The sequence below is a fragment of the Pseudomonas palmensis genome (assembly GCF_049942755.1).
In the GTDB taxonomy this organism is placed as follows: domain Bacteria; phylum Pseudomonadota; class Gammaproteobacteria; order Pseudomonadales; family Pseudomonadaceae; genus Aquipseudomonas; species Aquipseudomonas palmensis.
In genome coordinates, this window is the sequence record NZ_CP187958.1 from 3,201,961 (window position 1) to 3,214,370 (window position 12,410).

A 12,410-nucleotide genomic window follows, 5' to 3' on the forward strand; every position below is an offset into this window, starting at 1 on the left:
TTAACCTGACATTAACCGCCAAACCATCGGCCCAGCGCCTGGCGAAACCGCGTTTCGCTGCAAGCCCGGCCAGCATAGCCAGCCCCCCTACCGAAAAAAATAGACGTTTCGGACATTCACTGTTGCAAAGTGGGTAACAGTGCACCAAAACAGGTCACTGTGGTTCATAGCCCATGCGCCAGCTGATTGCCTGCGCCGCCGCCTGCAGCTGCTGCGCCGCTGGGCCCTGTTCATCGGCATGGAAAATCGAGGTAGGGCCAACCACGGTCAGCACGGCAGCGATGTTGCCCATGGCGTTGAACACCGGTGCCGACAGCGCATCCACCCCCGGCATCAGCAGGCCATGCACATGGTGCAGGCCGCGTGCGCGAATCTGCGCAAACAGCGCTTCGTAGTCTGCGGCGTCCTGGCCCAGGGCAAGCAGTTCCTGGTCGCGCAACTCGATGGTCTCGCGCTGGGGCAGGTAGGCCCCGAACACCAGCCCGGTGGACGAACTGAGCAACGGCAGCACCGAACCGATCTGCGTCACCACCGTCACGGCGCGCACCGCAGATTCGATGTTCACCACCGTTGCGCCCTGGTTGCCCCACACCGCGATAAAGCAGCTTTCATTGAGCGCGTCACGCAGCTGTGACAACGGCATGGCCGCCACTTTCAGCACGTCCATCCCGCCCAGCGCGGCCAGGCCCACGCGCAGGGCTTCACGGCCCAGTCCGTAGTGGTTGGTGGCCGGGTTCTGCTCGGCAAAGCCGCTGGCGATCAGGGCCTGCAGGTAGCGATGCACCTTGCTCGCGGGCATCTGCACATGCTCGGCCAGGCGCGACAGCGAGGTGGCCGGCGAGAGCTGGGCCAGCGCCTTGAGAATGTCGGTACCGACCTCCGCCGAGCGGACCTTCTGTTTGCCGTTGCTGTCGGCGGTGCTGGTTTTGCTCATGGGAAAGGGGTCCGTGTTGACAGGTGGGCGTCTTTATAGCTTGACGGGTTACAGGTATCAAATTACGTTATGCGTAATCAGTTTACGATAATAATAACGCTACCTGACTGGAGGCTCGATGAACGTCGATTCCACTCCCGCCCTCGCTTACCAGAGCGGCTTCGGCAACGAATTTGCCAGCGAGGCATTGCCCGGCGCCCTGCCGGTTGGCCAGAACTCCCCGCAAAAAGCCCCGTATGGCCTGTATGCCGAGCTGTTTTCCGGCACCGCATTCACCATGGCGCGCAGCGAGCAGCGGCGTACCTGGCTGTACCGTATCCGGCCATCGGCACTGCACCCGGCATTCGAACGCCTCGAGCGCCAGTTGAGCGGCGGCCCGCTGGGCCCGGTAACCCCCAACCGGCTGCGCTGGAGCCCGCTGGACATCCCGGCCGAGCCCACCGACTTCATCGACGGCTGGGTAGCCATGGCGGCCAACTCGGCGGCGCAAAAGCCGGCCGGCATCAGCATCTACAACTACCGCGCCAACCGTTCCATGGAGCGGGTGTTCTTCAACGCCGATGGCGAACTGCTGCTGGTCCCCGAGCAGGGCCGCCTGCGCCTCGTCACCGAGCTGGGCGTGCTGGACGTGGAGCCGCTGGAAATCGCCGTGCTGCCCCGTGGCCTGAAGTTTCGCGTCGAGCTGCTCGACAGTCAGGCGCGTGGCTACATTGCCGAAAACCACGGCGCGCCGCTGCGCATTCCGGACCTGGGCCCGCTGGGCAGCAACGGCCTGGCCAACCCGCGCGACTTCCTCGCGCCGGTGGCCCACTACGAAGAGCAGCAGGGCCCGGTACCGCTGGTACAGAAGTTCCTCGGCGAGCTGTGGGGCTGCGAACTGCAGCACTCGCCGCTGGACGTGGTGGCCTGGCACGGCAACAACGTGCCGTACAAATACGACCTGCGCCGTTTCAACACCATCGGCACGGTCAGCTTCGACCATCCCGACCCGTCGATCTTCACCGTGCTCACTTCGCCTACCAGCGTACCGGGCATGGCCAACATCGATTTCGTGATTTTCCCGCCGCGCTGGATGGTGGCCGAGAACACCTTCCGTCCGCCGTGGTTCCACCGCAACCTGATGAACGAGTTCATGGGGTTGATCAAGGGCGAGTACGACGCCAAGGCCGAAGGCTTCCTGCCCGGCGGCGCCTCGCTGCACAGCTGCATGAGCGCCCACGGCCCGGATGCCGAAACCTGCGCCAGGGCGATTGCCGCCGACCTTGCACCGAGCAAGATCGACAACACCATGGCGTTCATGTTCGAGACCAGCCAGGTGCTGCGCCCGACCCGCCATGCGCTTGAATGCCCGCAACTGCAGGCCGACTACGACACGTGCTGGGCCACCTTGCCGAGCACCTTCACCCCGAATCGGAGATAACCATGAACCAGTCCGCCATTGCCCGCAGTTGGGTCGAGCACGCCAACGGGCATAGCGATTTCCCGCTGCAGAACCTGCCGCTGGGTATCTTCAGCCGTGGCAGCGACGAGCGTCGCTGCGGTGTGGCCATCGGTGACGCGATTCTGGACCTCGACGCGGTGCTGGCCGCCGGGCTGTTCGACGGCCAGGCCCGCAATGCGGTGCAGGCCACCCGCGGTGGTGCGCTGAACGCCTATTTCGCCCTGGGCCGTGAGGCCCGCGTGGCCCTGCGCGAGCGCCTGCTCGAACTGCTGGGTGCCGACAGCCCGCACCAGGCTGCGCTGAAGCCGGCCCTGTACCCGGCCGCCGAGTGCCAGTTGCACCTGCCGGCGCGCATCGGCGACTACACCGACTTCTACGTAGGCATCGAGCACGCCAAGAACGTCGGCAAGCTGTTCCGCCCCGACAACCCGCTGCTGCCCAACTACAAATACGTGCCGATCGGCTACCACGGCCGTGCCTCGACCATTCGCCCGTCGGGTACCGATGTCCGTCGGCCCAACGGCCAGACCCTGCCCGCCGGGCAAACCGAGCCGAGCTTCGGCCCGTGCGCGCGGCTGGACTACGAACTGGAGCTGGGCATCTGGATCGGCCAGGGCAATGCCATGGGCGATGCCATCCCGGTAGCGCAGGCAGGCGAACACGTTGCCGGCTACTGCCTGCTCAACGACTGGTCGGCCCGCGACATCCAGGCCTGGGAATACCAGCCGCTGGGCCCGTTCCTGTCCAAGAGCTTCATCTCCACCGTGTCGCCCTGGGTGGTCACCGCCGAAGCGCTGGAGCCGTTCCGCTGCGCCCAGCCGGCACGCCCCGAAGGCGATCCGCAGCCGCTGGCGTACCTGCTCGACCCGCGTGACCAGGCGGGTGGCGCGTTCGACATCGAGCTGGAAGTGCTGCTGCTGACCGAGCGCATGCGCGAGCAGAACCTGCCGGCGCATCGCCTGACCCTGAGCAACACCCTGAGCATGTACTGGACCGTGGCGCAGATGGTTGCGCACCACAGTGTCAACGGCTGCCAGTTGCAGCCAGGCGACCTGTTCGGTTCGGGCACCCTGTCGGGCGCCAAGCCTGGCCAGTTCGGCAGCCTGCTGGAGATTACCGAGGGCGGCAAGGTGCCGATCGAACTGGCCAGTGGCGAGGTGCGCAGGTTCCTCGAAGACGGCGACGAGATCATCCTGCGCGCGCGCTGCAAGCGTGATGGCGTGGCCTCGATCGGTTTTGGCGAGTGCCGCGGCAAGATCCTGCCGGCACATTGAGAGGGTACGAGCATGGAACTGTATACCTACTACCGTTCTACCTCGTCGTACCGCGTGCGCATTGCGCTGGCGCTCAAGCAGCTGGATTACCAGTCGCTGCCGGTCAACCTGCTCAAGGGCGCGCAGCGCGAGGCCGAGTTCCTGGGGCTGAACCCCCAGGGGCGCATCCCGGCGCTGCGTATCGACTCGGGCGAGCTGCTGGTGCAGTCGCCGGCGATCATCGAGTACCTGGAGGAGGTTTATCCACAGCCTGCGCTGTTGCCGCAGTCGCCGGTGGCGCGGGCGCAGGCGCGCGCCGTGGCGGCGTTGATCGGTTGCGACATCCACCCGCTGCACAATGTCAGCGTGCTCAATCAGCTGCGTGAGCTGGGGCATGACGACACCCAGGTGAACGCCTGGATCGGCCACTGGATCACCCAGGGGCTGGCGGCGGTGGAGCAGATGATCGGCGAGGCGGGGTTCTGTTTCGGCGATGAGCCGGGGCTGGCGGATGTGTACCTGATCCCGCAGGTGTATGCGGCCGAACGGTTCAATGTGGACCTGTCGGGCTGGCCACGGATTCGCCGGGTGGTGGCGCTGGCCGGTGAGCATGATGCGTTCGTGCAGGCGCACCCTTCGCGTCAGCCGGATACCCCCTGATGGCCCATTCGCCGGCCAGGCCGGCTCCTGCAGGCGCTGCGCGGCCCGTGTAGGAGCCGGCCTGGCCGGCGAAGCTTTCAGTGCACCGAAGGCGTCGGCGGCGGCAGGTGGCTCAGCCGCTCGGTCAGGCGCAACCGCTGGATCGGGTCATCCGTCAGCATCAGCGCATGCTCCAGGTCAAACCGCTCTGCCTGCGGGCAATCCAGCCGCTGATACAGTGTCGCCCGCGCCAGGTAGTCGCTGGCGCTGGCCGAGCCCAGCACCAACACCCGCTCGGCATCCTTCAGCGCCGCAAGGTCATCATCATTGCTCGCATGCAACTGACGCAGGTTGCGCGACAGTCGTTGCAGCATCTGCTGTGCGCTGGCCGTCACCAGATGCTCGGCGCTCAACGGCAACTGCGGGCCGAACTGGCGGCTGAGCAACTCGCGACAATCGGCCGGGTACAACCGGCGCCCGCCGCAGGGGTCCAGCAGGTGATCGGCCCCCGGCACGCGCAACAGGAAATGCCCCGGAAAATTCACCCCCTCCAGTGGTATCGACAGCCCGCGGGCCAGCTCCAGCGTGAGGATCGCCAGTGCCAGCGGTTGTCCGCGACGACGTTGCAGCACCTTGTTCAGCAGCGCCGCCTGCGGGCGCAATGGGTGATATTCGTCCTGCTGGAAGCCCGCCGCGCTGAGCGCCCGCAGCAACGGCTGCGCCAGTTCGCTCACCGGCAGCATGGGCAGGCTCTGGCTGACCTGCTGCTGCACGAGCTGCAATTCGCCCAGCACCTGGGCCGGCTGCACGCTGGCATCGTGTTCGGCAGCGATCCACAGCGCCGCCTCGAACAGGGCGGCGGGGTTGCGTTCCAGGCAGGCCAGGCAGGCTTGGCGTGGGGTCATGGCAGTCTCCGCTCAAGCTTCTGTTGTAGCGCCGGCAGGGGCGTTCGTCCAGTGCCGCAACGTGTGCCTTCGCGCCGCCTATACTGGTGGGAGCACTGACTCACGAGGGCTGGGCAATGTTCGCTCTCATGCAAAGCACGCGCACCCACTCACTGCACCTGTGCGTCGACCCGGCCACGGGCCTCAAGGCGGTGATCGCCATTCACAACCAGCGGCTGGGCCCGGCCATGGGCGGTTGTCGCTATCTGCCTTACCCGGACGACGACACCGCAATGACCGATGCCATTCGCCTGGCCCAGGGCATGAGCTACAAGGCTGCCCTGGCGGGCCTGCCGCTGGGCGGTGGCAAGGCGGTGATCATCCGCAACCCCCATGTGGAAAACCGCGCCGCGCTGTTCGAGGCCTTCGGACGCTTCGTCGACAGCCTGGAGGGGCGCTACATCACCGCGACCGATAGCGGCACCTCGACCCTGGACATGGACTGCATCGCCCAGAGCACCCGGCACGTCACCAGTACCACCACCGCCGGCGACCCTTCGCCGCATTCGGCCATGGGCGTGTTCGCCGGCATCCGCGCCACGGCGATGGCGCGCCTGGGCACCGACAACCTGGAAGGGTTGCGCGTGGCTGTGCAGGGGTTGGGGAATGTCGGGTTTGCCCTGGCCGAGCAGTTGCATGCGGCGGGGGCGGTACTGCTGGTCAGCGACCATGACCCGGGGCGGGTGCAACTGGCCATGGAGCAGTTGAATGCGCTGCCGGTGGCCAGCGAAGCGCTGGTCAGCACGCCTTGCGACATCTTCGCGCCGTGCGGGCTGGGCCCGGTGCTCAACAGCCAGAGCGTCATGCAGCTGCGCTGTGCCGCGGTGGCCGGCTCGGCGAACAACCAGCTGACCCACCTTCAGGTCGCCGACCAGCTCGAAACCCGCGGCATTCTGTATGCCCCGGACTACATCATCAATTCCGGCGGGCTGATCTACGTGGCGCTGACCCACCAGGGCCAGGACCTTGGCACCATCACCGCGCACCTGGCGCGCATCCCCACGCGGCTGACCGAGGTCTTCGCCCACGCCCAGGCCGAGAAGAGTTCGCCGGCCCGCGTGGCCCAGCAACTGGCCGAGAAGCTGGTGTACAACGCCTGATGCCTACTCGGCGGGCTGCTCGGCAAGCAGCTCGGACAACGCGTCGGGCTGGCTCTTGAAGGCCTTGGCGAACACATCGCGGTTCTTCGCCATGTAGATACCCGCTTCCTCGACCTGCTGTTCGCTCAGCGACGGCACGGCCTTCTGCAGCACCTCGGCGAGCAGTTCGGCCAGCTCGAGCATCTTGTCGTGACGGTCTGCTTCAGCTTTATCCATGAACAAGCGCTCCAGATCGCGGCTGCTGCGGTATACCACTTCGACGGCCATTCATCACCTCACATGCCTTTCGATAATTGATGTGTACGAGTACTGTGTTTTTATACAGGTAAAAGCATAAGGCAAACCACCACGTTTGGGTAGTGGCATTTTTATAGCTCAATTTGCTCGCAATGGTGGGGTGGCGGGTGTCTTGCGGCAATCGGTCGCCTTCTCAAGCTGTGCCGCTGGCCTTTTTACTGCATGCAGGCAAAGCGTCACCTGGGTGGCGCATCCTCCCTTCGTCGTTTCCAAGGAATTCGCATCGTGAACATCAAATGGGCTGAAAAAGTGCGCAAGGGCCTGCATGGCTCGGCGGATTCGCTGGGCAACCTGTGCGTGGAGGCCTTTCATTACCTGGCACTGTTCGGCATCGGTGCCATCACCGCCTATGCAGCGGTGTCGGCATTCATCGAGATGATCGGCAAGGGTGGGGTGAGCGTCGATGACATCCTGCTGCTGTTCATCTACCTGGAGCTGGGGGCGATGGTGGGGATCTACTTCAAGACCAACCACATGCCCATCCGCTTCCTGCTGTACGTGGCGATCACCGCGCTTACGCGCCTGCTGATCGGCGACGTGTCGCACCACAAGGCCCCCGACGTGGGCCTGCTGTATGTGTGCGGCGGGATCCTGCTGCTGTCGTTCTCGATCCTGGTGGTGCGCTACGCCTCGTCGCGCTACCCCTCCACCAAGGCCATCGACGCCAGCGGCAAGGAAATCGAAGAGGCCAAGTAGCCTTGGCTCACGCCCCCGCGCGGCGCTCGCTGGCGGCGCGCAGGCCCGGGGTGCGTGCACCGTCGCGGGTCATGCTGGCCAGAATCTCCATGGCGCTGTGGCCCTGCTCGATGGCAATGCCAAAGCGCACGCTCTCGATCAGGCGCGCCAGGCGCTTGGGGTCATTGCGCTGGGCCGGGCTGATCAGGCGCTTGGCCACCACGCCCTGATCGTCGGACAGGGTCAGCATGATGCTGCCATCGAGCCGCTCGATACTCAGGTTGACCCGGTAGGTGTCGGCAAATGCAGCGTTGATCTGTTGGAAGGGGTTGATCATGGGGCTGTACCTGGCAAAGACATGTTCTGATTGACCGGGCCCTGGCCAGGTTGGTTCAGGTGGCGTTGCGGGGCAGGTGCCGAGTGGTCAATAAAAAAGGCGAGCCGTGGCTCGCCTTCTTTCATTGCCTTGGCTGTCAGGCCTGACGGGCCTGCAGGGCTTGCTCGTTCTCCAGGAATTCTTCCTGCAGCAGGGCATCGGCTGCCGGGGCGGTTGCGACCTTCTGGGTCACGCCACGTTTGCCGCGCAGTTTGCCGAACAGGTGCTCGAGGGAATGCTCGAGTTTGGTCGCGGCGCCTTCGATGGCCTGCTCCAGGCTATCGGCCTTGTGGCTGACGGAAATCGGTTGATGGCCTTTGGGGCGTGCCTCCATCTGGCAGCGCATGTCGTGGGGGCCTGGCTTGTCGCCGTTCTCATCGCGCAGGTGGACTTCGATGCGGGTGAGGTCTTCTTCGTAGCGTTCGAGCGTGCTTTCTACCGTAGTGCGTACCCACTCTTCGAGACGGGCACTGCTTTGGATATGGTTGTCGCTGTTGACTTGGATTTGCATAGTTCAATCCCTTATTCAGCTAGCTCGCAAGAGAACGATGCGGGCCATTGCGGCCTGTGGAAATCATCGCCTCTTGACTACAAGGTCAGGCAGTTGGCAGAACTTTTCAAGTGCTTGAAGAAGAAAAATATTTTGTGGCAATTAAACAGGTGAAAGGTTGTCTGGGGGTGTCCTGAGTCAATGCGCGGCCCCCCGGCAAGGTGCGCTCCTGTAGGAGCCGGCCTTGCCGGCGAAGCAGGCGCTACCGATCAGAAAGCGACCGATGTCTGCAGATAGACCGTCCGTGGCTCACCCACATACTTGCCCTTGTTGTTGTCGTCGAACGAGCGCGTGAAGTACTGGTGGTTGAAGATGTTCTTCACCCCCACCGCCACGTTCAGGTTCGACAGCTGCGGCCCGAAGTCATAGCCGGCGCGGCTGCTGAACAGCATGTAGCCCGGGATGCGCCCGGCCGCGCCGTCTGCGCTTTGGGCCGAGGTGTTGGCGTTGTCGGCGAACTGGCTGCTCTGGTAGGTGCTGTCCAGGTTCAGCTTCCACGGCCCATCGGTGTAACCCAGCCCCAGCGTACCCTTGTGCCTGGAGGAGAACGGCACACGATTGCCCTTGTTCGGCCCATCTTCGCGGATGGTCGCGTCAACGAAGGCATAGCTGGCGTACACATCGAACCCGGCCAGCGCCGGCGTGAGGCCGTCCAGCGCGTACTTCACGCTCGTTTCCAGGCCCTGGTGGCGGGTTTCACCACGGGCGATCACGTCGTCGGTGGTCTGGTTGCTTTCGTACTGGTTGTCGAAATTGATCAGGAACAGCCCGGCCTCGGCCTGCAGGTTGCCGTTGTCGTAGCGCGTGCCCAGCTCCCAGGTGCGGGCCTTCTCGGGCTTCACTTCACCCTGGTTCACGCGGTTGGGCATCTGGCTGTACTGCACGCTGCCGAACGAACCCTCGGTGTTGGCGTAGAGGTTCCAGCTGTCGCTCAGGTGGTACATCACGTTCAGCGCCGGCAACGCGGTGTTGTAGTCGCCCTTGTATTCCAGGCCCTTGAGCTTGTTGCTCTGCTGCGACTTGATCATCTCGTAGCGGATACCCGGGGTGATGGTCCACTGGCCGATGTCGATGCGGTCATCCAGAAACAGCGCATGGGCATCGGTGCCGCCACGGGTGTCGCGGTCGTTGGGGCTGGAGGTGGTCGGCAACTGGCCGGCGCTGACGCTCTCCATGTAGCGCAGCTCGTGCCCGGCCTCGTTGATGTAGCGGTAGCCAAGGCCCACCTCGTGGTGGCTGTCGCCCAGCGCAAAGCCCTGGGTGAAACGGGTTTCGATGCCGCGCACCCAGTACTCGCGCGGCGACAGCGAGATCGACCTGTTCTGCACCAGGTAGCCACTGCGCAGGGTCTTGGTGAAGAAGCTGTTGACGCTGAACTGGCGCTCGCCTTCCTTGTAGTCGTAACCGGCGTTGAACATCGTGCGCCGGCCCCAGAACTTGTCCTGCAGGCGGGTCGACTGGTACGGGTCGGCGTCGTAGTCGGCCACGTTGAGGCCGCCGGGCATCTGCGCCTCGCCCTCGTAGTACTGCGCCATGGCATGCAGGCTGTTGGCCTCGTCCAGTTGCAGCTTGCCCTTGAGGATCAGGTCGTCGATCTGCGTGTCGCTGTGCTCGCGCCAGTCGCCACCGTGGGTGCCCGAATACAGGATCGCGCCGCCCAGGCCGTTGTCGGCGGTGCCGCCGGCCAGCAGGTTGGCGCTGCTCTTGAAACCGTCGTGGCTGGAGGAGGGGCTGGTCTGGGTCTGCAGGCCGGCCTTCAGCGTGGGTTCGTCAGGGATCGCGCGGGTCACGAAGTTGACGATGCCGCCCACGTTCTGCGGCCCGTAGCGCACGGCGCCGCCGCCGCGTACCACGTCCACCGCGTCCATGTTGCCCAGGCTGATCGGCGCGAACGACAGCTGTGGCTGGCCATAGGGCGCGAACGGCACCGGAATGCCGTCCATCAGCACCGTGGAGCGCGAGGCCAGGCGCGGGTTGAGCCCGCGGATGCCGAAGTTCAGCGCCATGTCGTGGCTGCCGGTGCCGTTGTTTTCCGGCGCATTCACCCCGGGTATGCGGTTGAGCACTTCCCGTGCGCTGCTGGCGCCGGTGCGTTCGAACTCTTCACGGCGGATCACGTCCCGCGCGCCGGGGTGTTCGAACACGTTGTCCTGGGTGGCTTCACCCAGCCAGTCGCCGACCACGCTGGAGCTGCCCAGCTCCAGCGGCGCGCCGGCGGCCGGGGCCAGCGGTTGCAGGCTGTAGGCGTTGTCGCCTTCGGCGCGGGCCTGCAGGCCGGTGCCTTCAAGCAGCGCGGCCAGGCCCTGTGCAGTGGAATACTCGCCTTCCAGGCCACGGCTTTTCACGCCCTGGGTCACCTGCGAGCCGAACGAGATCAGCACGCCGCTTTCACGCCCGAACTGGTTCAGGGCGTCTTCCAGCGACATCGGGGCGATGTGGTAGGTGCGTGCCTGGGCGGCGTGCAGGGGCGCAACGGCGCCGAAGGTGAGGCTGGCGCCCAGCAGCAGGGCATGGGCGAGGGGGCTTAGGCGAAGCGGCATGCAAAGGGTCCTTGAGAAGGTCGGGGCAAAGGGTTCTGCCTTCTCTGTCACGCGAGATGAAAAAACGGCTCAAGGTTCTGAAAATAATCTCAGGCGCGGGCTTCTACCGTGACCCAGTAGCGGGTGAAGCGCCGCACGCGCACCGGCAGCGACACCTCCAGCAGGTCCAGAATGCGTTCGCTGTCGGCCAGCGGGTAGCTGCCCGACAGCAGCAGGTCGGCCACCGCCGAATCGCACGTGAGCTGGCCGCGACGGTAGCGGGCCAGGTCGTCGATGAAGTCCCCCAGGCGCGTATGCGCAGCCACCAGCATGCCGTCGACCCAGGCGCCGGTGTTGGCATCCACCGCATGGGTGGCGCCCCAGCGTGGCCCGTCGAAACGCGCCTGCTTCCCGGCTTCAAGCGCATGCCCGGCAAGCATCGCCCGGCCCTGCAGCACCGCCACCTGGCTGTGGTCGGCCCACTGGCGCACGTTGAAGCGCCCGCTCGACAGTTGCAGCAGGCCGTTGCCGGTCACCACGCGCAGGGGGCGGGGGTCGTCGGCCACATTGAGCAGCAGTTCGCCTTCGAGCAGGTGGATCAGCCGCTGTTCGCGGTCCAGGCGCACGTCGGCGGCGCTGGCGGTGTTCAGGTGCAGGTGCGTGCCGTCGTCCAGGCGCATCTGGCGGCGCTGGCCCAGCGGGCTGCGGTAGTCGGCCAGCAGGGGCGGCAGCGGGTTGTGCTGCTGCAGGGCCAGCCCGCAGGCGCCGCCCACCCCGAGCAGCAACAGCGCCTTGAGCGCGCGCCGCCGGCTGGCCGAGCGTGGCGCCTGCAGGGCGGCGTGCGCCAGTGGCGAAGACAGCCCGCGCAGGCGCTGATTGACCCGCTGTATGTGCTCCCAGGCGCGACGGTGTTCTTCGCTGGCCTGCAGCCAGCGCTCCATGGCCAGTTGCTGGCGGCTGTCGAGGGCACCGCCCTGCAGTTCGATCAGCCAGTGCACCGCCTGTTCTGCCACCTTTGGCGAGAATTCCTGGGCGTTCACAGGGCGAAGTAGCAGCGCATGGCCGCCTTGTTCAGATGGCGCTTCACGGTGGCCAGCGAAATGCCCAGCTCCCGGGCGATGTCGGCGTAGCCCAGGCCGTCGACCTGGGCCATCAGGAAGGCGCGCTTGACCACCACGGGCAGGCCGTCGAGCAGCCGGTCGAGTTCGATCAGGGTTTCCAGAATGATCGCGCGATGTTCTTCGCAAGGCGCCACCGCTTCGGGTAGCTGGGCCAGTGCCTGGTAGTAGGCGCGTTCCAGGTCCTGGCGGCGGTAGTGGTTGAACAGCACGCGCTTGGCCACCGTGGTGAGGAAGGCGCGAGGTTCGTTGAGCGTTGGTGTTTCGCGCGCCTGCAGCAGGCGCATGAAGGTGTCCTGGGCCAGGTCGGCGGCGCTGTGCGGGCAGCCCAGGCGCTGTCGCAGCCAGCCGGTGAGCCAGTTGTGATGGGCGCTGTAGAGGCCTTCGAGCGAAGCAGGGGCGGGCTGGGCACTGGGCACCGTGACAACTCCGGCGCCGGGGGATGCGCAAAAGAATAAGAATTGTTCGCATTGTAGGATTTGACGCCACAGGCTTCAAGTCACCCGCTGCAAGCGGCCATACCACCGATCTGCTTCTTCATGGCCGGTTGAAGCGGTGTCTTTG

13 protein-coding genes are annotated in these 12,410 nt (G+C 65.4%); 5 read left to right on the forward strand and 8 right to left on the reverse strand.

Translation table 11 applies throughout. The features are described from left to right. Positions 1–154: 154 nt before the first annotated feature. Positions 155–934 carry an IclR family transcriptional regulator gene (locus ACPRTJ_RS14815; protein WP_426427072.1) on the reverse strand — a complete coding sequence of 260 codons (780 nt, stop codon included), beginning with the start codon at positions 932–934 and terminating at the stop codon, positions 155–157. Between the two features lie 118 nt (positions 935–1,052). Here ACPRTJ_RS14815 and hmgA point away from each other — a divergent pair, with 118 nt between their 5' ends. Genes hmgA through maiA form a run of 3 tightly spaced genes read left to right on the forward strand, consistent with a single transcriptional unit; the run spans position 1,053 to position 4,288 of the window. Next, positions 1,053–2,354, forward strand: a complete 1,302-nt coding sequence (gene hmgA / locus ACPRTJ_RS14820; RefSeq protein ID WP_043860418.1) for a homogentisate 1,2-dioxygenase — start codon at positions 1,053–1,055, stop codon at positions 2,352–2,354. Between the two features lie 2 nt (positions 2,355–2,356). Then, positions 2,357–3,649 carry a fumarylacetoacetase gene (fahA, locus tag ACPRTJ_RS14825; protein ID WP_043860417.1) on the forward strand — a complete coding sequence of 431 codons (1,293 nt, stop codon included), beginning with the start codon at positions 2,357–2,359 and terminating at the stop codon, positions 3,647–3,649. A gap of 12 nt (positions 3,650–3,661) precedes the next feature. Beyond that, a complete protein-coding gene (gene maiA / locus ACPRTJ_RS14830; RefSeq protein WP_058540845.1) occupies positions 3,662–4,288 on the forward strand; it encodes a maleylacetoacetate isomerase in 627 nt (208 codons plus the stop codon). 77 nt (positions 4,289–4,365) lie between these two features. Here the strand turns inward: maiA and ACPRTJ_RS14835 are convergent, their stop codons facing one another. After that, positions 4,366–5,172 carry a SirB1 family protein gene (locus ACPRTJ_RS14835; protein ID WP_123752863.1) on the reverse strand — a complete coding sequence of 269 codons (807 nt, stop codon included), beginning with the start codon at positions 5,170–5,172 and terminating at the stop codon, positions 4,366–4,368. 116 nt (positions 5,173–5,288) lie between these two features. Between ACPRTJ_RS14835 and ACPRTJ_RS14840 the strand changes: the two genes are divergently transcribed. Further along, complete coding sequence (locus ACPRTJ_RS14840) at positions 5,289–6,311, forward strand: Leu/Phe/Val dehydrogenase (RefSeq protein ID WP_054914877.1); 1,023 nt, start codon at positions 5,289–5,291, stop codon at positions 6,309–6,311. A gap of 3 nt (positions 6,312–6,314) precedes the next feature. Here ACPRTJ_RS14840 and ACPRTJ_RS14845 read toward each other — a convergent pair whose 3' ends face one another. Continuing rightward, positions 6,315–6,578 carry a YebG family protein gene (locus tag ACPRTJ_RS14845; protein ID WP_043860413.1) on the reverse strand — a complete coding sequence of 88 codons (264 nt, stop codon included), beginning with the start codon at positions 6,576–6,578 and terminating at the stop codon, positions 6,315–6,317. A 255-nt stretch (positions 6,579–6,833) separates the two neighbouring features. Here ACPRTJ_RS14845 and ACPRTJ_RS14850 point away from each other — a divergent pair, with 255 nt between their 5' ends. After that, positions 6,834–7,304 carry a phosphate-starvation-inducible protein PsiE gene (locus tag ACPRTJ_RS14850; RefSeq protein WP_043860412.1) on the forward strand — a complete coding sequence of 157 codons (471 nt, stop codon included), beginning with the start codon at positions 6,834–6,836 and terminating at the stop codon, positions 7,302–7,304. A gap of 7 nt (positions 7,305–7,311) precedes the next feature. Here ACPRTJ_RS14850 and ACPRTJ_RS14855 read toward each other — a convergent pair whose 3' ends face one another. The 5 genes from ACPRTJ_RS14855 to ACPRTJ_RS14875 all read right to left on the reverse strand — a co-directional run bounded on the left by ACPRTJ_RS14855 (position 7,312) and on the right by ACPRTJ_RS14875 (position 12,265). Then, on the reverse strand, positions 7,312–7,620 hold the full coding sequence (locus tag ACPRTJ_RS14855) for a DUF3509 domain-containing protein (RefSeq protein ID WP_043860411.1): 309 nt from the start codon (positions 7,618–7,620) through the stop codon (positions 7,312–7,314). 136 nt (positions 7,621–7,756) lie between these two features. Beyond that, positions 7,757–8,170, reverse strand: a complete 414-nt coding sequence (locus ACPRTJ_RS14860) for an HPF/RaiA family ribosome-associated protein (protein ID WP_043860410.1) — start codon at positions 8,168–8,170, stop codon at positions 7,757–7,759. Positions 8,171–8,418: 248 nt separating this feature from the next. Further along, positions 8,419–10,749, reverse strand: coding sequence for a TonB-dependent Fe(3+) dicitrate receptor FecA (gene fecA / locus ACPRTJ_RS14865; protein ID WP_426427073.1), 2,331 nt, complete (start codon positions 10,747–10,749; stop codon positions 8,419–8,421). Positions 10,750–10,838: 89 nt separating this feature from the next. Further along, entirely contained in the window at positions 10,839–11,768 is a 930-nt protein-coding gene (locus ACPRTJ_RS14870) for a FecR domain-containing protein (RefSeq protein WP_426427074.1), read from the reverse strand. After that, complete coding sequence (locus tag ACPRTJ_RS14875) at positions 11,765–12,265, reverse strand: sigma-70 family RNA polymerase sigma factor (RefSeq protein WP_088515558.1); 501 nt, start codon at positions 12,263–12,265, stop codon at positions 11,765–11,767. The genes ACPRTJ_RS14870 and ACPRTJ_RS14875 overlap by 4 nt, the downstream gene beginning before the upstream one ends. Positions 12,266–12,410 lie beyond the last annotated feature (145 nt).